A 20,653-nucleotide genomic window follows, 5' to 3' on the forward strand; every position below is an offset into this window, starting at 1 on the left:
GGAGGGAGTGTTGCGGTTGTGGTCAAAGTCACGGTCTGGAACGAATATCGGCATGAGCGGAAAAATCCGGTTGTCAGGGAAATTTACCCGAACGGAATTCATGGCGCGATTGCGGGCTTCTTGACGGAAGCGGGGTTTGAAGCAAGGACGGCGACTTTGGATGAGCCTGAGCACGGTTTGACCGACGAGGTGTTGAACGATACCGAAGTGCTTATCTGGTGGGGACATCTCGCGCACGAAGAAGTGAAGGACGAAGTTGTGCAAAAAGTAAAGCGGCGCGTGCTGGACGGGATGGGCTTGATTGTGCTTCACTCCGGACATTTCTCCAAAATCTTCAAAGAATTGATGGGGACCGGTTGCGATTTGAAATGGCGCGAGGCGGATGAAAAAGAACGGCTTTGGGTTGTGGCGCCCGGTCATCCGATCGCGGAAGGAATCGGGGAGTATATCGAATTGGAGAAAGAGGAGATGTACGGCGAGTTTTTCGATATCCCGGCGCCGGATGAGCTTGTTTTTACAAGCTGGTTCGAAGGCGGCGAAGTGTTCCGGAGCGGCTGCGCCTATACGCGCGGCAACGGCAAAGTGTTTTATTTCAGACCGGGCCATGAGACGTATCCGACCTATCATCACAAAGATATTCAGCGTGTCCTTGTGAATGCCGTGAAGTGGGCGCGGTCAGTTGCGCGCCGTCGTCCGGTCTATGGAAATGTTAAGCCGTTGGAACCCATCAAGGTGAAAGCATGAACACATTCCGAATCGGTTTGATCGGTCTGGGAGGAATGGCTCAGGCGCATATCCGCTGGATGAACGAAGCGGGCCGCTTCCGGATTGTTGCGGTCAGCGACGTCAACGCGGAGGCGATGGCTCAAGTCGGCGAACAACTGGGAATCGCCGAGGATAAGCGGTACGCCGACTTCGTGCGGCTTATCGAAGATCCGGACGTCGATGCGGCGGTGTCGGTAACGCCGAACAACGTTCATGCGGACATCATCCGTGCCTGCCTGCAGGCGGGCAAACCGTTCTTGGCCGAGAAGCCGTTCACCCGCGTATTCGAGGAGGCTGTGCCGTTGCTGGAGCTGTACGAACGGCAGCCGGTGCCGGCGATGTTCGGATTCACGTACCGGTACACTCCGGCATTCCGATACGCGCGGGAACTGATACGGCAAGGCAAGATCGGCGCGGTTCGCAGCTTCTCGATTCAGTATTTGCAGGGATGGGGCGCTGCGCTGTACGGCCACCCCTATGTGTGGCGGTTCGATAAAGCTATTGCCGGTACGGGAACGCTTGGCGACTTGGGATCGCATATGATCGACATGGCGCGCTTCCTCTTCGGCTGCGAATTCGAGGAACTGTCGGCCCAGCTTCATAACATCATCCCGGAGCGCCTGGACCCCGTTACCGGGAACAGGGTACAAGTTGAGGTTGACGATTTCGCGAGCTTCCTGGCACGGATGACAGGCGGTATCATGGGGGTCTTTCAAACGTCGCGCAATGCCGTCGGGTCGGGCAATCAGCACGAGGTGTCCGTCTACGGCGATTCCGGCACCATCCATGTCTCCACGCTTGATCCGGACCGGCTCGTCTGGATTCGGGAGGAGGAGCCGGGGCAACTGGCCAAGGCGACGCTGGAAGCGCCGAAGCATTGCCACGTAAAGCAATACGAGGATTTCTTGGCGCTGCTTGAAGGCTCCGCAACGGACGGTCTTCCCGGTTTTCTGGACGCTTACCGCAACCAGGAAGTGTTGGATGCCGTCATCCGGGCAAGCGAGACGAAATCGGTCGTTCGTATCCGGCAATAGGACAGAGGGTTATCCGGTTCGGTGTTCCTGAGCCGGATTTTATTTTGAAAGTACGTTTTCGGAACCTGGGCATATGATGCTTTTATAAAAAATCCGGGGAGGGAATGACCCGCATGTACGGTAACCCCAGAACGCATCCTTATTATGCCAATGTCAACACGCCAGTCTATCACCCGAGCCATAACCCAAGAAACCAGTCTGACCCGCAAGTGTCCGAAGCTGTACTGGCCGGCATCAAAAGCGAAGCTTCCGCCATTGATCTTTATACCCGATTAGCCCATGCGGCGCCGAACCATAATCATAAAAATAACATCCTGTATGCCTTGGAAAACAAAAAAGCTCATTTCAATCAGTTGACCCATCTGTATATCTCGCTGACCGGAAGACAACCGGTGTACCAAGCGGACAAGGTGACTTTTCATAATTACAGCGAAGGGCTGAAAAAAGCCCATGAAGCGGGGATAAGGGGGTATGAAGCTTACAGAAAAACCGGCTTGCACACTCCATACCCGTTCGTCCAACACATCTTTTTGGATGCTTCCACCCGGGAAAAAGACAATGCCGCCCGATTTGCTTCTTTAAAAGAGGAAGTCTTAAAGGATCACGGCTCCAGACCCTATGTCGTTAACATTGAGAAAGCGACGAGGCGAAACAATACTTACCGTACCGCCATATGGACAGGGGATCACTTCCAGGTGACGGTCATGAGCATCAACGTCGGAGACGACATCGGCTTGGAAGTTCATCCGGCAACGGATCAATTCATACGGATTGAAGAAGGACAAGGACTTGTTCAAATGGGGGATAGCCAAGACAAGCTGGACTTCGTGGAAAAAGCCTATGAAGACGATGCCATTATGGTACCTGCCGGAAAATGGCACAATTTGATCAACACCGGTAATACGCCTCTGAAAATTTACGTGATCTACGCACCGCCCGAGCATCCGTTCGGCACCGTTCATGAAACCAAAGCCATCGCCATGGCTTCCGAACACAACCGCTGATGAAGCTGCTTCAAAATGAGTGACGCCTCCCTCATGAAGCTTGCAGCCCCGGCTCTCGATCCACGCATAGATCGTGTTGTAGGAGGCATCGATATCTTGCCCCTTTTTATGCTCGTACTTGGCATAAGTCCGTGCCGGAAGAGCGATGCGGATCATTCCGTCCGGGATGTCCTCGACCTTATCGACTTCAACCGCCGCGTCATGAGTGAATCCGCCTTCGATGTTATGGAACGACAATCCGAGCAGCGCATCGGGACGAATAACATGCCGGATCTCTTTTAATCGATTCTGCATTTCGGCATGAATAACTCGAATCCCGCCCGCTCCCGCTTCAGCGAAGGTGCCTGCCCATTTCAGCCCTACCGCATGAAAAGACTCTTTCGCGACAAGGGTACATCCCTTGGTTTGATCCAAGGATCATCAGCCTCCGTTACGTTATGATCCGCAATCGGGATCTTGATCACTGATACTTCCGGGCCACGACAAATTCAACAGCAGGCAAAATAATGATGGATAACCCTAGAATCGCTAACATATATGCGTTAACGGTCCCATTTATTATTTTTTCGGCAAACACCGCCGCGAATATAAAGAATACGAGGATAAAGTAACTGATTTTCGAGCTTTTCTCCGTAATTCTCTGCCCGAGCTCTTCCTCCTGCAAGATGCCGTCCTTCTCTTCCTTCGTTCCCCAAGTTATCGCCGTAAAACATGCGGACAGCAGGATTGCGATCGGCACCATATCGTTAATCCCGTCGATCTCTTTTCCAGCGGCCAATTTATAAATGGTGAAGCCTATCATGATTATGGCACCAGTTCCAAAAATGATGCCGCCAATTTTCCGGGTGCTCATCCCTCTTCCTCTCCTTCATGCCAAAATAAATCATCAACCTTAACCCCCAAATGTTTCGCAAGATTAAAAGCTAATTGCAAACTGGGGTCATATTTATTGTTTTCAATCGCATTAATGGTTTGTCTGCTGACGTTGCATAAATCCGCCAGCTTTCCTTGGGAGATGTTTTTCTTCTCCCGATATTCTTTGATTCGATTTTGCACGTGCATGCACATCCATGATCCGATAGGTGTAAAACATATTTTACACCCTCATTATAAATAAAGACAAAAAAGGTGTCAAACATTCTTTACACCTTTTTTGTCTTTGACGGGGTATGCGCTAGCCCCAACGAATCGACGACGGCTCCGCCCAGCAGCGATCCGATCGCGATGCCGGCGTTAAATGCCGCTATAAGCTGACGGAGTACGGCTGGTCTCTGAAGCCTATTTTGGACGCCATGTGCACATGGGGCGAGAAGCAGATCGAACTCGCGCAGGATCGGATGGAAGCGTAAGCTGACCGTTGAAACAGACCGGCGGCACATCATGCAGCAATAAAGAAGACCAAGGCGCGTGATGCCTTGGTCTTTTGCCGTTCAGGTATAGGTTTTGACGCTGGGCGGTTCGTAGGCCGAGAATTGATCCAGCAGCCCGGCCGGTTCCGTATCGACGAGAGCCATGGAACGGTATTGCTCCTGCAGAAACTGCTCCCTGGCCATGTGGTTGAACAGCTCCACAAGCGGATCGTAATAGCGATGGATGTTCAGCAAGCCGCAGGGCTTCCGGTGAAGGCCCAACTGGGCCCATGTGAACGCTTCAAAGAATTCTTCCAGCGTCCCAGGCCCGCCCGGCAGCGCGATGAAGCCGTCGGCCAGCTCCGCCATTTTCGCTTTTCGTTCATGCATGGAATCAACCACGATGAGCTCGGTCAACCCTTTGTGGGAGATTTCCCTTTTTTCCAGGAAAGCCGGGATGATGCCGATCGCCCGTCCGCCGTGCGCCAAGACGGAATCGGCGACCGCTCCCATCACTCCTACGCTTGCGCCGCCGTAGACCAGCGCGATCTCGCGTTTGGCCAGTTCTTCGCCAAGCTTTGCGGCGCCTTGGATGTATACATCCGACGCTCCGTTGCTGGACCCGCAAAATACCGCTATTCTTTTCACGTTTATTCGCCTCCGACAGAAATCACCGCTTTATCGCTTTATTATATAAAACTTGCGGCCTTTGTTAAATGGAGGCAGGAGTTTCCCCTTTCTCGCACCGGACCCGTCGCCTCGTAAGCGTGGCTTGCCGGGCCATCGAAGAGAGGAAGCCAATCGAATCAGCTTGGGAGAACGGCAGGGTGGAACCTGACTTCCGGTTCCGCGCTGCCTTTTTATTCTAAAAAGAAATCGCTTGCCAAATGGTTGGCCGCCCGGTAGAATCAACAAGGGTATGTCATCTTATATAACGTATAAACGCGATCATTGGGGGATAACGTCTGCATGAGAAAAGAAATCGGCGTTCATGAAAGATTGCCCATGGGACAAAGTCTCATGCTGAGCCTGCAGCATCTGTTCGCCATGTTCGGATCGACGGTGCTCGTTCCGAATCTGCTCGGCGTGGACCCGGCGATTTGTCTGCTGATGAACGGGATCGGCACCTTGTTTTATTTGTGGATTTGCCAAGGGAAAGTGCCCGCTTACTTGGGCTCCAGCTTCGCCTTTATCGCTCCGGCCGGCGCGGTCATCGGCAATTACGCTTCGCCTGAAGCGGGCTACTCGGCGGCGCTTGGCGGTTTTATCGTCGCGGGTCTGATCTTCACGATCCTGGCCTGGGTTATCAAAGTCGCGGGTACGAATTGGATCAACGTCGTGTTCCCGCCTGCTGCCATGGGCGCCATCGTGGCGGTTATCGGTCTGGAGCTGGTTCCGGTCGCCGCCAGGATGGCCGGTTGGATCCCCCAAGATCCTGCGAAGACGTGGTCGCCGGATGCCGGCACGATCGCGCTCTCCACGATCACGCTGTTCGTCACGATTCTCGGTTCCGTTCTGTTCCGGGGATTTATGCGCATCATTCCGATTTTGTTCGGCATCGTCACGGGTTACGTGATCGCCTTTTTCATGAAGCTGGTGGACTTCGGCGTCGTCGGCCAGAAGAGTTGGTTCGATGCGCCGACGTTTACGTTCCCGACGTTTGAATGGGCGGCGATCCTGACGATCGCCCCGGCCTCGCTGGTCGTTATTGCCGAGCATATCGGGCATTTAATCGTCACCGGCAATATCGTGAAGAAAAATTTGTCCGAGGACCCCGGACTGCACCGCTCGATGCTGGGGAACGGGTTGTCGACGCTGGTGTCCGGTTTCGTCGGTTCGACCCCCAATACGACATACGGAGAAAATATCGGCGTTCTCGCCATTACGCGCGTCTATTCGACCTTCGTGATCGGCGGCGCGGCGGTGATCGCGATCCTGCTCTCGTTCCTCGGCAAATTCTCGGCGCTGGTCGCCAATATCCCGGAGCCGGTTATGGGCGGCGTCTCCTTGATGCTGTTCGGCGTTATCGCCGCTTCCGGATTCCGCATGCTCGTGGAGTCGAAGGTGGATTACAGCAAGCCGACGAACCTGTTCCTGACGCTGATCGTGCTGGTTACCGGCCTCAGCGGCGCGAAGATCACGATCGGCAGCTTCTCGCTGTCGGGTATGGCGCTCGCTACCGTCGTGGCGATCGTATTCAGCTTGCTGTTCAAGCTGTTCGAGGTGACGAAGCTGAGCAACGACCACGAAGCTTCGGGTCATTAATTTCGAAGATGAGTGTAGAACTGGAGATTCATCGGCTTCGTGCCGGTGATGCTCCAGTTTTTTTGTGTGAAAGCGGGGCGTGTTCGCCGGGGCTGTTTACGCTATAAAATATCGTAAACATGGCCGTGCCGCCCCTTCTGTGTCCGTTTAGCGATTTAAAATATCGCTAACGCCTGGAAATCAGCGGAATAGATGGGGGGCAACCGGCCCTTAACGATATTCCGTATCGCTAAGCTCGTCACGGGCCGCAGATTTTCCAGCCGTCGTGATAAAGAATATAGTTAAAAGCAGCAGCGTGTAGGAGAGCGGATAACGTTTAAGCAAAGGGGCCAAGTTCTGGCCCCTGTCCATATCCGATGCGCTCCCGCTGCCGCTGCCCGGTTGGCTCCCGCTTTGCCGCTATCGGCCCGTATATGCGCGTACAAATTGCGGCCTTTCCCTATTTTTTTGCGCGCTAACCTTCCCCTGAATTATTTATAATGGGAATAACCGGGTTATGGAAGCCCGAAGACGTCAAACGGGGAGACAACGAATATGGAAATCGGTCCGGATTTGATCAGGAGCGCTCGGCAATTTCTTCAAAGCGTACCCAGTCCCGTGTATGTCATCGACCTCAACGAACGGGTCCTCTGGGGCAATCCCGCCTTTCAACGCGAATTCAGCGGCAAGGGCGAGCCGTTATACCACGGCGAAGTTCTCTATGGCCAAGGCGGATTCCAGCTCGATAAGATCAGCAGGATACCCGTTATCGATGAACAAGACCGGGTCATCGCCTATACCGTCTGGTTAACCGATGGCGCGGGACAGGGTGGAGCCGATCCGCTGCGGTTGGAAGCCGGGGAGCATTACCGGATGATCGCCGAGAATACGTGGGATACGATCGTGCTGGTCGATCGCGAAGCCGTCGTCCGTTACGTGTCGCCGTCGCTAAGAACCCTGGTCGGCTACGGAACGGAAGATTACGAAGGAACCGACGCTTTCGAGATCATCCATCCCGACGACAGGGACCGGGTGCGAGCCCTGTTTGTGGAGACGATACGATCCGGGCAACCGACCGATGCGGAGTATCGGCTTCTTCATCCGCAAGGCCATACGGTTTACCTGGAAGCACGGGTGAAGCCCGTATTGGATCGGGACGGACAGGTACAGGCTGTGGTGGCGGTGGTCAGGGATATCACCGAACGAAAAAAAACGGAGCAACTGCTGGAAAACATTCTGGATAACGTCAATGCGGCAGTCTGGTCAACGGATAAAGATTTTCGCGCCTACACGTTCTGTTCCGAAAGCATCGAGAAAATTTGCGGATTGCCGCGGAGCGAAATCATGACGAATCCGATTCGTCTGCACGACCATATTCATCCCGAGGACAACGCCATTCTCTTTGGAGAGGCGAAGGAGAAGCTCGACAGGGGATTGCCGATCCGCCAGCTCATCCGGCTGATTCATATCGAAGGAGAGACCCGGTGGGGCAGATTGATTGCCCATCCTTATCTGAACCATGCCGGCGAGATCGAACGAATCGACGGCATGATCCTGGACATCACCGAGAAGATACGTTCGGAGCGGGCGTTGGAGGAGAGCGAGCAGCGATACAAGTCTCTCTTTGAAAATAACTTGGACGGCGTATTTTCCATCGAGTTGGAACGGTTTTATTTCGTCAACGCCAACCGGTCTTTTGAGACGATCACGGGCATCCAGATCGACAAGCTGGCGGACCGCTGCTTCCTCGGATTAATTGTCGATGAGGATCATCCGTCGGTGTACGAGACGATCTTCCACGTCATGACTCAGGGAGAGCCGAGGGATATCGAATGCCGCATCACGAAGCAGGAGCAGGGAGAGAAGATTGTAAGCATCACGTTTGTCCCCATCTACCTCTCGGGAAAACTCAACGGGATACACGGTATCGTGAAGGATATTACGAAACGAAAAATCGAGGAACGCGAGCTGATCAAAAGCGAGGAACGGTACAAAGCGCTGCAGCAAAGCTTGAACCGGTTCTCCAACGACCTCGCCAATGTCATGAAGGTGTCGGAGCTGGAGAACAGACTGATCGAAGAGGTGAAGGCCATCCTGCAGGCCAGAAGCGTCTCGATCGAAGAAGTGCCGAGAGGGCAGGAGCCGGTCCGTATGTGCCCGCATGACCGATGGGTCAAGATCGGCGAGAAGCAGCAGCCGGTCTATCTGCGGATCGGCATGGCTCAGCCGATGCTGAAGATCGAGGAGGAATGGCTGGAAACGGCGGTTCATTATGTCACGATCCTCTACGATAATCTGCATCGGATCGAAGACCTCATGAAGCGTCTGGAAGAACACGTCACGGCCAACGAAACGCCGAAATGGATGCTCCGGCTTTTGTTCAAGCTCTCGGAGAAGGAGAGGGCCTCGCTGTCCAGCGACCTGCACGATTCGGTTCTGCAGGATCTTATCATCTGGTACCGCAAGCTGGAATCGCTGCGCTCCTTCAAAGCCTTCGACAAGGACACGCAGCAGGAATTGAGCCAGATCGAAGAGGGGCTGCTCGATGCCATTCACCAGATCCGGATTACGTGCAATGAACTGCGGCCGCCCTTTCTGCTGAAGATGGGGCTGGTCGAATCGTTAAAAAGTTTATTTTCGTACGCCAGGATGTTTTCCAATTACGAGATCGATTTTTCGGCCGGGCAGTTGGACGGTCTGCTGAACGAGGAACAAATACTCGGGATATACCGGATCGTTCAGGAGCTGCTGAACAATGCCTCCAAACATTCGAAGGCCTCCAGGGTGACGATGGCGCTGACCGGTCATGCGGATACGGTCTGCTTTTCCTACTCCGACAACGGGATCGGCATGGACTTGTCCGCGTACGGCGGGTCCTTTCAGCATATGGGCATCGCCGGCATCGAAAAAAGGGTTCTCAGCTTGGAAGGAGTAATGGAATTGAAGTCCGCTCCCGGGGAAGGATTCCATGTTAAAATCGATCTCCCGACAAACACGCAACTCAAGGGTGGAAGCTATGGAAATCTTATTGGTCGATGATCACCGTTCTGTCGTCGAAGGAACCAAAATGCTGATCGAGTCCGAGCCGGATATGCACGTCACCATAGAAACGGACGTGTATTGCGTGCCGGATTTGGTGCGACTGAAGCAATTCGACGTCATCCTGTTTGATTTGTACATGCCGAATATGAACGGGGCGGATTTGACCCGCAAGGTGCTCGAATATGTGCCGGATGCCGTCATCCTGATATACTCGGGCTTCGAGATCGCTCCTCATTTCAATCTGCTGATGGAATCGGGAGTCTCCGGTTTTATTGCCAAGACATCGACCCGGGAGCAGTTGATCCAGGCTATACGCTGCGCGGCCAGGAAAGAGGCGATTATACCGATGCGCCTCTTGAAGCAGCTTAGGCGCCACGAGATCGTGGTCGCAGGGGATCAAGGACAGGAGAAAACGACGATCACGCAAGAAGAGGACCGACTGCTGAGGGAGCTGGCGAAAGGGAAAAGCAACAAGGAAATTTCCAAAACGTTAATGATCAGCCAGCGCTCATTGGAATACAGCTTGACGGAGCTTTTTCAGAAGCTGCATGTCAGCTCGCGCGTGGAGGTTATCAAGAAGGCCAAAAGCTTGGGCATTCTTCCCGCGGAGGATTTATATTAACGTGCTTAATTGCAAAGCAACGGCGTTTCATCCTTGACACAAGGACGATGCGCCGTTGCTTTTTATTTGCTGCGACACCCGGCCGATCGTTGCGGGGCACCCGCAAAACTTTGCGCGGAGGCATGCATCGTTTGCGCGTTGGCTTCCCGTCTCCTGTTTTATGATGAACTCATGCCAAACAGGGTATCGAATCTTAACAATGGGGAGGCCAGCGTTCGGATGATCAAGCTTGAACAAGTATCCAAAGTGTTCGCGATGGAAGCGGGTCATTTCACCGCCTTGAAGCAGACCGATATTCGGATCGGAAACGGGGAATTTATTGCCATTATGGGGCCCAGCGGCTCGGGCAAGAGCACGCTCTTGCAGTTGATTGGAGGACTCGACTTGCCGACCTCCGGAAGCGTCATTGTCGATGGCGTCACCCTGAACCAGCTTAACGAAAAAGAAAGAACGTTGTTTCGGCGGACCAAGGTCGGCTTCGTGTTCCAGAATTATCAACTGCTGCCCATGATGACCGCAGCGGAAAATATCGCTTTGCCGCTTGCGGCCAACCGGGCTCCCAAATCCGAGATCAAATCGAGAGTGCAGCGGCTGCTGCGGGATGTGAACTTGGAAGGGAACGAACATCGTTTTCCGTCCCAGTTAAGCGGCGGGCAGCAGCAGCGGGTGGCGATCGCCAGAGCTTTGGCGATGAAGCCTCAACTCATTCTGGCGGATGAGCCGACCGGAAATCTCGATCGGAAGAACGGCCGGGACGTGCTGCAGCTCCTGTCCCGGCTGAATAAAGAGGAAGGCATCACCGTCGTCATGGTGACCCACGATCAGCAGGCGGCGCAAACGGCGGATCGGATCATCCTGCTAAGGGACGGCGAAGTCGTGCAAGAGGGACAGGAAGGAGTGGAGCGGCGTTGAATCTCTGGCAGATCGCATGGCGCAACCTGATGCGCCGCAAGCTTCGAACGTTCCTGACGATTTTGTCCATTGTGATCGGGGTCGGCTCTGCGTTTGCGGTGATCGCCTCCATCGATACCGCGAACAAGGTTTTTCCCCTTTACCTGAAATCGGCCTTCGGCAAAGCGGATTACACGATGAACGGGACGGAAGCGTATTTCTCCCAGGAGGTATACGAACAAGTACGGAAGCTGAACAACGCGGCTTCGATCGCCGCTTTAAAACAAAATACGAAGCTGCATTGGGAAGAGGAGGGGATTACCTCCATTCAGAAAAGGGTCGATCTGATCGGGTACAGCAGCCTGAATACGCCGCTTACCAATTTCAAATTGATCAAAGGGAGCCTGGAATCGGGCGGGGCTGTGATTACCGACCGAAGCGCCCGCGTATGGAAGATCGATGTGGGCGATAAGCTCTCCTTTGATACGGACAACGGAATCCGGGAGATTGAGGTGTCCGCCATCGTCAAGTACACGGTCGAGCTGATGGGACCGTCCAGTTGGATGATGGCCAAGTATCATCCGTGGTCGGTGGCCGTTCCCTTGCCCGTCTTGCAGGAATGGTTCGGTAAGGCCGGCCAGATCGAGAACGTCCAGATCAAGGCGCTGAACGAAGCGGAAATGCGGGCGGTCCAGAATCAAGTCGATGAGCTGGTGAAGCAATACGACAATGTCTACATGCAGCCGGTCATCATCGATTTCGATTCCCAATTCAAGGATGCGGGAACCTTCTTTCTCGCGCTGTATATCGCCGGGTTTCTCGGCATCGCCTTGAGCGCCTTTATCATCTTCCATTCCCTGTATGTCAGCATAAAAGAGAGAAAAAACGAGTTTGCCTCTCTCAAGACGATCGGTTATACACCCGAGCAATTGCGGACGTTTGTCCTGTTCGAGGTGCATCTGCTTTCCGTAATCGGGACGGGGGCGGGGTTGGCTGTCGGATACGGTCTGGCCGCTCTGCTGAAGGCCGTTATCTTCTTGGTGTTCAGTGTGTACGACGAAGGAAGCATGACGGTCGCCAAAGGATTGGTCGTATCCGTGCTGGCCGGCATTCTGGTGCCGATCGCGGCCTCCTTCTATCCCATGTATCAGGCGGGCAAAGTCAGCGTAATTGAAGGATTGAAGGAACAACCGGCGAAGCCGGGCCGCCTCCGCATATGGCAACCGGTCGCCGGAACGCTGTTGATCCTGTCCTGCTTTTGGATCAAGCATCTGCTTCTGATCGTTCCGTTGTTTATCGGCGTCGCTCTGGTTTTTCCTTACCTGTTTCGAATGTTTGCGTTCTTGTTGCGGCCCGTCTACCGCTTGCTGTTCGGATTCAGCGGCGAGGTCGCGATTCGCAATCTGAACCGGAATTCGGGCCGTTCGGCGATGACCTCCGTGATTCTCTGCATGGGGATTGCGATGATTCTCTTAATGAGCTCCTTGAACTCGGCGATCATCCAGACTTACGAGCAAGTCATCCATTCTTCTTATGGCGGTAACCTGGATGTCGAATTTCATCATATTGAAAAAACGGATTTGGAGCAGTTGAAGAAAATCGAAGGCGTAGCCGATGCGGAGACGTACCCCCTGTATTCCGCCGTCTGGACCTTAAACGGCCAGAAACGCAAGCTTCCCGTATACGGAGTTGGGGAGGAGTGGATCGACAGATTCCCGCTGTTTGCGGTTTCCGGAACAACTCATAGCGAGCTGATCCGGCAGTTGGATGAACAGGAACTGATCCTGGACCAGATCGCTTACGGCATATGGGGAGGCACGATCGGAGAAACCATCACGCTTGAGACTCTCCGCGGTCCCCGGCCGTTCACCGTCGCGGGTGTCGTCAAGACGATGAAGAACAGCGGCTACGGCGCCTTTATGCGCGAGGACGTATTCCGGGACAACTTCGGGCTCAAGTATGAGCGAAACGCGCTGGTCATCAAGGACGAGAATACGACCCCTCTGCAATTGAGAGAAAGAATATTCGACCAATTCGGGGTTCGGATCATGGAGATGTTCGGACCGGAAGATTGGGTATCCGTGATCGGGGCGATCTATACGGGCTCATTCAGCATCATTAACCTTCTGGTTGTTCTCTCGATTGTCATCTCGGGCATCGGGATTGCGAATACGCTGCTTATGAACATCATGGAGCGGATTCGGGAACTTGGCATGATGCGGGCGGTAGGCGTGACGCGCCGGCAAATCATCCGCATGATTGTGCTGGAGGGATTCGGCATCGGGGTTACCGCCACGGTGATCGGTTTAATCCTCGGTATTCTGCTGATTTACATGGCGTCGACCTTCTTCTCGATCCAATCCTTAACCTATCAATTTGGAGTTTCCTGGGTCATTCTGCTTGCCGTCGGTTTGTTCGGTCTTTTCATCAGTTTGATGTCCAGTTTCACACCGGCTCGGAGAGCGGCAAAAACCCGATTAAGCGAGGCGCTACGTTATGAGTAAGAAGTGGATTCCGATCCTGCTGGGCCTGGCCGTGCTGTTGTCGGCATGCGGGTCCGAATCGTGGGAGAACGAGCACGTGGACTACGTCAGTCAACGAATCATGCAAGACCATGTCCGAACGGAATGGACGCTTGACGGCGGACCGAGCTCCGGGGAAGGAGAAGGGAGGACCATCCGGATCGAGATCCGGAAGGACGACGGCGAGCCGATTCACGATTTTGACGTCACCCACGAGAAACTGCTGCATCTGATCGTCGTCAGCAAGGATTTGTCTTATTTCGATCACATTCATCCCGAATATAAGGGGAACGGCGTGTTCGAGATCGGCCATGAGTTTCCCGCGGGCGGCGAATACCGGTTGATTGCCGATTTTAAGCCGACCGGCGGCGACGCCATGACGGAGATGAAGTGGATCGAAGTCGAAGGACAACGGGCCGAACCGACCCCGATCATGCCGGAGACGTACTGGCTCACAACCGTCGAGGGCAAACGGGTTACTCTTAACGTGGATCGTCTGGCGGTTAACCAAGAAACAAAACTGACCTTTTGCATTGAAGACGATCGAACGAATCAACCGGTTACGGACCTTGAGCCTTACCTGGGAGCGATCGGTCACGTGGTGATTTTATCGGAGGATGGCGAACGTTACGTGCACGTTCATGCCGACGAAGGGCAGAACACGGGGCCGAACGCCGTATTCGAGACGAGTTTTCCCCGGAGCGGGATCTATAAGATATGGGGGCAATTCCAACAAGACGGACGGGTCTTTACCGTATCCTACGTCGTGAAGGTTCCCTGAGGGAGTTTTTCCAATGAGCGCGTTCCGTCCGTTTATTCCTTATGTCATGAAGGAAAAGCAGCTGTATCTATGGGGCTTTGTCGGCAGCGTATTCCGGTTTCTGATCCCGCTGTTTGTTCCTTTGGCGGTCAAATACGTGTTCGATGAGCTGCTGCAGAGCCATGCCTTGTCCGTCCCGGAAAAAGCAGAGCGGCTGCTGCTTATCGCCGCGCTTCTGCTTCTGGTATGTTTCCTGATCCGGGCTCCCATGGAATATGTCCGGCAGTATTTCACGCACAAGGCGAACAACAATGTCATCAAGGCGCTTCGTCAAGATGTCTTCAGCAAGGTTCATTCGCTTGATCCGAAGTATTTGGCGGACAACAAGAGCGGCGAGATCGGAGCGCGCTTCTTCGACGACATTGAGAAAATTAGAGGCTTGATGATGGCGGTCCTGTCCAATATCTGGATCGAGCTGCTTGTATTGTTCTTCATCATAAGCGTGATGCTTGCTTTAAATGTGAGATTGACCCTGGTATCCGTGCTGCTTGTCGGCATCCAATTTGCGTTGGCTCATCTTCTCTCCAGAAGGTTAAAGCGGGCGACGAGCCAAATGATGAATTACCGTTCCCTGCTGAGCGGCTTTGTCTTGGAGAAGATTCAGGGCGCGATCGTGTCCAAATGGTTTTTGTCCGAAAAACGGGATCGGGAAGAGTTGGACCGGCACTTGGACCGATATGGAAAGCTGACGGATAAGCAAGTCGGCATTCATGCGGTTTCGCTGGCCGCGGTTAATGTTTTGAACGACGTGACGCCTTTTATGGTGGTGTTCGTCGGCAGCTTTTCCGTCCTGGACGGCAATTTAACCCTGGGAAGTCTAATGGCCTTCTTCGCTTATGTCGATCGGATGAGAAGTCCCGTAACGGCTCTCGTTCAGGCATTCCCCGCGATCGCGGAAGGAAACGTGGCTTTGCAGCGGGTGTTTGATTTCCTGAACACCCCCTCGACCGTAATAGAACGGGATCGGCCCGTGGAGCTCAAATCCTTCACGGAGTCGATCCGCTTCCGGCAGGTGTCCTTCTCCTACAATGGCCGCGATGACGCGATCAAGAACGTATCCTTCACGCTGGAGAAAGGGAAGACCTATGCGTTCGTCGGCGAAAGCGGAGGCGGCAAGAGCACGATCCTGCAACTGCTGACCCGGATGTACGATGCGGATCGCGGTGAAATATTAATCGACGGCGTCAGCATCAAGGACTACTCCATATCCAGTCTGAGGCGGCAGATGGGGATCGTCGCCCAGGATCATTTCTTGTACAGCTCTTCCGTGCGGGACAATCTGATGATCGCGAAGCTTGACGCGACGGACGAAGAGGTGGCGGACGCCGCGAAAAAAGCTTTCGCGCACGATTTTATCCGCTCGTTGCCCAAGGGCTACGATACGGAAATCGGCGAGCGGGGCGTCAAGCTGTCCGGAGGACAGAAGCAACGGATTGCGCTTGCCCGCGTTTTCCTGAAAGACCCGGCCATCATCCTCTTGGATGAGGCGACCAGCGCGCTCGATAACGAAAGCGAAAAGCTGGTTCAAGCCTCCATCCGCCGGATGCAGCGCGATAAAACGATTATCATGATCGCCCACCGGCTCTCGACGGTATTGACGGCCGACACGATCTTTGTCATGAAGAACGGGGAAATTATCGAAAGCGGCGACCACCGCAGCTTGTTGGAGCTGGGCGGGTACTACAAAGAACTGTATGCCAAACAAAATCCGGCCGCGACTGAAGCGGAGGGGGCCGCTCGGATGCGGGCACGGGCTTCAGGTTGAAATCGGCGCCTGCGGCTCAGCTGGCATGTCCATCAGCAGCACCACCGGACAATGGTCGCTGCCCATGACGTGAGCGTCGATCTGCGCGTCCTTCAGCAGCGGACACAGCCTTTCGGAGACGAGGAAATAGTCGATCCGCCACCCGATGTTCCTCTCTCTGACCCGGGGCATCAACGACCACCAGCTATACGCGTCCGTCCGGTCCGGATAAAAGTGCCGGAACGTGTCGACGAAGCCGGACTCCAGCAGCCGGGTCATTTTCTCCCGCTCTTCGTTGGTGAAGCCGGAATTGCCCTGGTTGGACTTCGCGTTTTTCAAGTCGATCTCCTGGTGGGCCACGTTCAAATCCCCGCAGACGATCACAGGCTTTACCGCGTCCAGCCGCAGCAAATAGCTCCGGAACCGGTCCTCCCACTCCAGCCTGTACGTCAACCGCGACAAGTCGCGCCGCGCGTTCGGCGTGTAGACGTTCACGAGGTAGAACCCTTCGAATTCCAGGGTAAGAATCCGGCCCTCCGGCTCGCGGTCCTCCTCCAGACCGTACCGGACCGACAGCGGCTTCAGCCGCGTGAACACGGCGGTTCCCGAGTATCCTTTGGTCTCCGCGTAGTTCCAGAACTGCTCGTATTCTTCGCCCAGCTCCAGGCAGATTTGCCCCTCTTGCAATTTCGTTTCCTGAATGCAGAAAATATCGGCGTCCGCCGTTTTGAAATAATCGAGAAAACCTTTATTCACACAGGCTCTCAACCCGTTGACGTTCCAGGATACCAGCTTCATCCCGACTCACCCTGCTGCTGTCATATGTTCTACTGGCAGTAGTGTACCATAGGAGCATGCTTGCGGTCTTTGTTTTGCGGGTTGCCGGCCTCTAATATTTTTTGGAACCGTGCATTCGCCCACGCTGAAAAAACTTTACCGCATAGGCTGTTATCAGTATATGGGAACAAGGGGAAGAAGCCGAATGCCGAAAAACATGGAGACGGGTAAGACGGAATTATCGGCTGACGATCTCGCTCTCTTGTCCGCCGTTTTTATCATCATAGGCGATGTAGTCGCACTGCTCTCCATTCTGAAAGCCAGACAGGAGAAAAAAACGGCCGATGCCGAAGTGCTCCCGGCCATTGTTGCGGAAGAGATATAGAGATGGAACCTATACGCCAACAAGAGGAGGGAGACTGTGAAGAAAAAGGAGTTGTCATCGGAGGAGCTTCAGGCTCTCGCCTTATTGCTGACATCGGTCAGCTTAGGATTAAGCTGGCTGGCGATCGGCAAGGAACGGCAGGAAAAAGGAGAAGCGGGACAGACCGGCCAGGCCGAGCAGTTGGCTCCGCTGCTCTTGGTCAGGAACCGGTCGTCAGGGAAGCGAGAGCCTCGCGGGCTTCACGAACGCCACACCGAAGCCCCGCTTCGCTTGAATGCGACCGGATCTCCGCTGTATGCGAGGAGCTTTCGCAAGCCGGGAATTGCGGCGGACGAGCAACCCGGCGGATGACGGCGCATCCCGGCAGACCGCAGCCGCCTTTGCCCGACACGCACGACGACCATCCGGCGGCAATGGCGTTGTCGTTTGTCGGCTCTAACGTTCCCGGCATCCGGATAGCGGAAGAGGTTACAGGATGACGTTCTCCGGCGGCAGGATCTGCGTCAGACGGATGGACGTTCCGGCTATCTCGCAGCACAAGGAGAAGGCGCGGCCGATCAGGAACACCTCCTCTCCGTCCCCGATCGCCCACAGTTGATCCCCGGCTTGCTCCAGTTCCTGAGTGATCATGTCGAAGGTGGCGGATACCTTGCCCATCTGCGCAATAAAGTCTTCGCTGCAGACAAGTCGATAGTTCTTTCCTTGGATGTTGACGGACAACAAATGCAAAAGATCTCCTCCTCGTATACCCGCGTATGAGCTTCATACGGCTCGTTCCTTCCCTATGAACAAGGAGCGGGCCTTCCTGCTTATTTCGTCTATATCGGCAGGAGAACGCCGATTTTGAAGAAATGCGGGTGGACTGCATTTCGATCCGGCACCCACGTAATTTCTTGCGGGGTTGTGGATATGTGGATACACAACTCCCAATCCAGCCGGAACAGCGGTTTGTTTCTTGTGGAAGATGTGGATATCTATATGGATAAAAGAGTAGCGTTGTGGATATCGGAAATAAATCTTTCGGTACGCCATTGGTTCCGCAACTGCGGCCGCTTTCCGTCGTCATACAGATAAATACCACTTTATGGGATCGCGGGAGGTAGAGGCCGGATGTATCGTCGAAACGTGTTTGCAGTTCTATTATGCATGCTGCTGCTGGGAGGAGCTATAGCCGTACCCGCTGCGGCGGCTGAAAGCGCAAGCCCCGACAGGGAGGTTCAAGCATCAGAGGAGCCGGTGTCGATCTGGTTGGAGTCGGAACCCCGCTTGAGGGCGCCGATCCGAACGCTGGTATCCGACTCGCCGCAGACGTACGTGCTCGAATTTGCCGAACCGATGAATCGCGAGTCGGTTGCTGCGGCTATCCGCGAGCAAGCTGTCGAGGGGCAAAGTCCGAATGCGCCCAAGCTGGAATGGTTTTTTCGGTGGGAGAACGACCGGCTGCTGAAGGCCGATGTCCAAGTCACGATAAAAAACGCGGAGATTCGGACCTACTTGTACGGCGATTATCGGGTTGATGTCAGGGGCGCTTTGACAAGCGGGGGCAAGCGGATTAAAGAAGCTCCGGTCTTTATGGCCTCGATTCAGGTGCCGACGCAGTTGTGGCGGTATTCGGCATCAGGCGAGTCGCGCGAGCTGCTGGCCGCTTATGACGAACCTTACTCTTTCCTCAAGCTCAGCCATAGCGACCGTTATCTGATCGGATCGCGACCGACGGATTTCTGCGAATGCGACGCCGTGCTGGATCGGCTGTACGCGCTCTACGATCTGGAGGAGAAACGGTTGATCCCGTACCCCGTCAAGCTGGATCGCGTGTATAGGGGAACGGGCGATTTTGTAGCCGATCGCCGAGGTTTTTTCTATGAGCGGCCCGCCGCGGGGATCGAGGTTCCCGGCAGCGCCCAGGCCGTGCCGATTCATGTGGACGGATACGTGCATGGCGCGAGCTTCTCGAAGGACGGCCGGCATGTGTTCCTGTATGTCGGGGATGAGGATCAGACGGAGGGATTGTCCGTCATGCTGTATTCGCTGGAATCCGGGACCGCTCGAGTGCTCGAAGAATCGATAGAGGGTGCGCCGCCGCACGATCAGGGATTTGGGCGTAAAATGGCCGTCGAGTTCCGCGATGACGGAAAGCAAGTGTACTTTGTGCTGCATGATGGGGAGTCGTATCGCGAGATTCGTTACGCGTACGACTGGGAACAGGATGAGATTCGATCCGTCCAGCTTCCGATTCCGGACGAATACTGGTCGGGATATTCGGCTTCCAGCGACGGCCAATACCGCCTCTATGCCAATGGAGGGCTTTACCGGGGCGAGGAACGACTGGATTACGAGGCGAATTGGTGGTCGGAGCATTGGTTGGACGGGACGCATCGGCTTGTTCATTCGGCCGATGATTACCAGGCGGATCAGTTGCAGTACACGGGAAGCATCCGGGTGTTAGACGCCGGCAGCATGGAAGAGAAGACGCTGTATGAAGGGTTGTACCACTATTTCCGTATCATCGGCACGAGCGGGGATGGGAATTGGATCTACGTAAGCGCGAGCCAGCCCTTTCATGCGGTTGCCGTTCTGCCGGCGTTCGGTTCGAGGAACGGCAAGCTGGACGCGAGGTTTACGCCGAACGCCGATCAGCCGATCGCCGTTTATTTGGACGGCGCCAGGCTGAACCTGGAGCACCCTCCGCTGGGCATAGACGACGAAGCGCTATACGTGCCGATGCGGGAAGTGTTGGAGGCGGCCGGCTGGAAGATCTCTTGGCAGACGGAGGGGCAGAGGATTGTCGCAGAGAAGTCGGGCCGGTCGAACCGGGCGTTCTCGGCAAGCATCGGTTCGGCGTACGGGGAATTTAACGGCCGCCGGGAGGAGCTTCCGCTTGCGCCCAGGCTTGTCGGCGATACGACGTATCTGTACGCGGGCATCCTGCAGATGCTCGGCATGAAGCTGGATGGGGACGATCACAAGCGCGTCTTGTTTATCCGGCAGACTCCGGAGACGGGAGGGCTTGTGCTGCCGGACGGCTCCAAGTACGAAGGCGGGCTGAAGGACGAGCAGCCGTCCGGCCAAGGGATGCTGTTCGACAAGCTCGGACGGCTGATCTACGAAGGCGGGTTCGAGAACGGCGTCTTCCACGGCAGCGGCCGACTGTACGACGAGAACGGAAAGATCGAATACGCGGGCCAGTTCGAACGCGGCGAGAAAGCGGAATAGGCGGAAGTCCGAGCGGGAGTGCGGCGGACCGCCGTTGAAGAAGCTTGACTGGAAGGCGACAGGGTGGGCGAATGGAGCGAACGGCTGAAGGCGTGACCTATGATTCGCGGGGCACCGGACGCCCGGCGAGATGGCGGTCCGGATTCTTGTGGCGTCGTCTCGCCAGGCCGAAGCCGAAGGGCGGTGCGCGGCCGCGAATACGATTCGGGGGCACGTTTTGGCGGAAGGGCTTCGGTTTTGT

General features: G+C 54.9%; 19 protein-coding genes and 1 pseudogene. 14 read left to right on the forward strand and 6 right to left on the reverse strand.

Annotated elements, in window-relative coordinates:
* Positions 1–18 precede the first annotated feature (18 nt).
* The 3 genes from FE781_RS04185 to FE781_RS04195 all read left to right on the forward strand — a co-directional run bounded on the left by FE781_RS04185 (position 19) and on the right by FE781_RS04195 (position 2,803).
* Positions 19–744: a ThuA domain-containing protein gene (locus tag FE781_RS04185; RefSeq protein ID WP_138788357.1), complete on the forward strand. Its 726-nt coding sequence runs from the start codon at positions 19–21 to the stop codon at positions 742–744.
* Positions 741–1,799, forward strand: coding sequence for a Gfo/Idh/MocA family protein (locus FE781_RS04190; RefSeq protein ID WP_138788358.1), 1,059 nt, complete (start codon positions 741–743; stop codon positions 1,797–1,799). Before FE781_RS04185 ends, FE781_RS04190 begins: the two co-directional genes overlap by 4 nt.
* Positions 1,800–1,912: 113 nt before the next feature.
* A complete protein-coding gene (locus tag FE781_RS04195; RefSeq protein ID WP_138788359.1) occupies positions 1,913–2,803 on the forward strand; it encodes a cupin domain-containing protein in 891 nt (296 codons plus the stop codon).
* A 21-nt stretch (positions 2,804–2,824) separates the two neighbouring features.
* Here FE781_RS04195 and FE781_RS18115 read toward each other — a convergent pair.
* From FE781_RS18115 to FE781_RS04210, 3 genes and pseudogenes are all read right to left on the reverse strand, one after another.
* A pseudogene (locus tag FE781_RS18115) lies at positions 2,825–3,217 on the reverse strand (GyrI-like domain-containing protein); the annotation flags it as partial.
* Positions 3,218–3,263: 46 nt separating this feature from the next.
* The gene (locus tag FE781_RS04205) at positions 3,264–3,656 is read right to left on the reverse strand and encodes a hypothetical protein (RefSeq protein ID WP_138788360.1); all 393 of its coding nucleotides are present in this window, start codon (positions 3,654–3,656) and stop codon (positions 3,264–3,266) included.
* Positions 3,653–3,865: a helix-turn-helix transcriptional regulator gene (locus FE781_RS04210; RefSeq protein WP_211346297.1), complete on the reverse strand. Its 213-nt coding sequence runs from the start codon at positions 3,863–3,865 to the stop codon at positions 3,653–3,655. Before FE781_RS04210 ends, FE781_RS04205 begins: the two co-directional genes overlap by 4 nt.
* A 188-nt stretch (positions 3,866–4,053) precedes the next feature.
* Between FE781_RS04210 and FE781_RS04215 the strand changes: the two genes are divergently transcribed.
* Complete coding sequence (locus tag FE781_RS04215; RefSeq protein WP_246068048.1) at positions 4,054–4,152, forward strand: winged helix-turn-helix transcriptional regulator; 99 nt, start codon at positions 4,054–4,056, stop codon at positions 4,150–4,152.
* Positions 4,153–4,233: 81 nt separating this feature from the next.
* Here the strand turns inward: FE781_RS04215 and FE781_RS04220 are convergent, their stop codons facing one another.
* Positions 4,234–4,800: an LOG family protein gene (locus FE781_RS04220; RefSeq protein ID WP_138788362.1), complete on the reverse strand. Its 567-nt coding sequence runs from the start codon at positions 4,798–4,800 to the stop codon at positions 4,234–4,236.
* 321 nt (positions 4,801–5,121) lie between these two features.
* On the opposite strand from FE781_RS04220, the gene uraA reads away from it, so the two are divergent.
* The 7 genes from uraA (at position 5,122) to FE781_RS04255 (ending at position 16,058) form a co-directional block, all read left to right on the forward strand.
* Positions 5,122–6,417, forward strand: a complete 1,296-nt coding sequence (uraA, locus tag FE781_RS04225; RefSeq protein WP_138788363.1) for a uracil permease — start codon at positions 5,122–5,124, stop codon at positions 6,415–6,417.
* A 534-nt stretch (positions 6,418–6,951) separates the two neighbouring features.
* Entirely contained in the window at positions 6,952–9,435 is a 2,484-nt protein-coding gene (locus tag FE781_RS04230) for a sensor histidine kinase (RefSeq protein ID WP_138788364.1), read from the forward strand.
* A complete protein-coding gene (locus FE781_RS04235) occupies positions 9,413–10,060 on the forward strand; it encodes a response regulator transcription factor (protein WP_138788365.1) in 648 nt (215 codons plus the stop codon). The genes FE781_RS04230 and FE781_RS04235 overlap by 23 nt, the downstream gene beginning before the upstream one ends.
* Positions 10,061–10,279: 219 nt before the next feature.
* Positions 10,280–10,972: an ABC transporter ATP-binding protein gene (locus FE781_RS04240; protein ID WP_138788366.1), complete on the forward strand. Its 693-nt coding sequence runs from the start codon at positions 10,280–10,282 to the stop codon at positions 10,970–10,972.
* Positions 10,969–13,455, forward strand: a complete 2,487-nt coding sequence (locus FE781_RS04245) for an FtsX-like permease family protein (protein ID WP_138788367.1) — start codon at positions 10,969–10,971, stop codon at positions 13,453–13,455. Before FE781_RS04240 ends, FE781_RS04245 begins: the two co-directional genes overlap by 4 nt.
* Positions 13,448–14,254 (forward strand): hypothetical protein, encoded by an 807-nt coding sequence (locus FE781_RS04250; protein ID WP_138788368.1) that lies wholly within the window; start codon positions 13,448–13,450, stop codon positions 14,252–14,254. Before FE781_RS04245 ends, FE781_RS04250 begins: the two co-directional genes overlap by 8 nt.
* A 13-nt stretch (positions 14,255–14,267) precedes the next feature.
* Positions 14,268–16,058 (forward strand): ABC transporter ATP-binding protein, encoded by a 1,791-nt coding sequence (locus tag FE781_RS04255; protein ID WP_138788369.1) that lies wholly within the window; start codon positions 14,268–14,270, stop codon positions 16,056–16,058.
* Here the strand turns inward: FE781_RS04255 and FE781_RS04260 are convergent.
* Entirely contained in the window at positions 16,050–16,835 is a 786-nt protein-coding gene (locus tag FE781_RS04260) for an exodeoxyribonuclease III (RefSeq protein WP_138788370.1), read from the reverse strand. The genes FE781_RS04255 and FE781_RS04260 overlap by 9 nt on opposite strands.
* A 184-nt stretch (positions 16,836–17,019) precedes the next feature.
* On the opposite strand from FE781_RS04260, the gene FE781_RS17385 reads away from it, so the two are divergent.
* The gene (locus FE781_RS17385; RefSeq protein WP_170209410.1) at positions 17,020–17,199 is read left to right on the forward strand and encodes a hypothetical protein; all 180 of its coding nucleotides are present in this window, start codon (positions 17,020–17,022) and stop codon (positions 17,197–17,199) included.
* Positions 17,200–17,235: 36 nt separating this feature from the next.
* Positions 17,236–17,550: a hypothetical protein gene (locus FE781_RS04265; RefSeq protein ID WP_138788371.1), complete on the forward strand. Its 315-nt coding sequence runs from the start codon at positions 17,236–17,238 to the stop codon at positions 17,548–17,550.
* 117 nt (positions 17,551–17,667) lie between these two features.
* Here the strand turns inward: FE781_RS04265 and FE781_RS04270 are convergent, their stop codons facing one another.
* On the reverse strand, positions 17,668–17,928 hold the full coding sequence (locus FE781_RS04270) for a hypothetical protein (RefSeq protein WP_138788372.1): 261 nt from the start codon (positions 17,926–17,928) through the stop codon (positions 17,668–17,670).
* A gap of 381 nt (positions 17,929–18,309) precedes the next feature.
* Between FE781_RS04270 and FE781_RS04275 the strand changes: the two genes are divergently transcribed.
* Positions 18,310–20,412 (forward strand): stalk domain-containing protein, encoded by a 2,103-nt coding sequence (locus tag FE781_RS04275; protein WP_138788373.1) that lies wholly within the window; start codon positions 18,310–18,312, stop codon positions 20,410–20,412.
* Positions 20,413–20,653: the final 241 nt, after the last annotated feature.

It is taken from the genome of Paenibacillus thermoaerophilus, from assembly GCF_005938195.1.
Classification (GTDB): Bacteria; Bacillota; Bacilli; order Paenibacillales; family Reconciliibacillaceae; genus Paenibacillus_W; species Paenibacillus_W thermoaerophilus.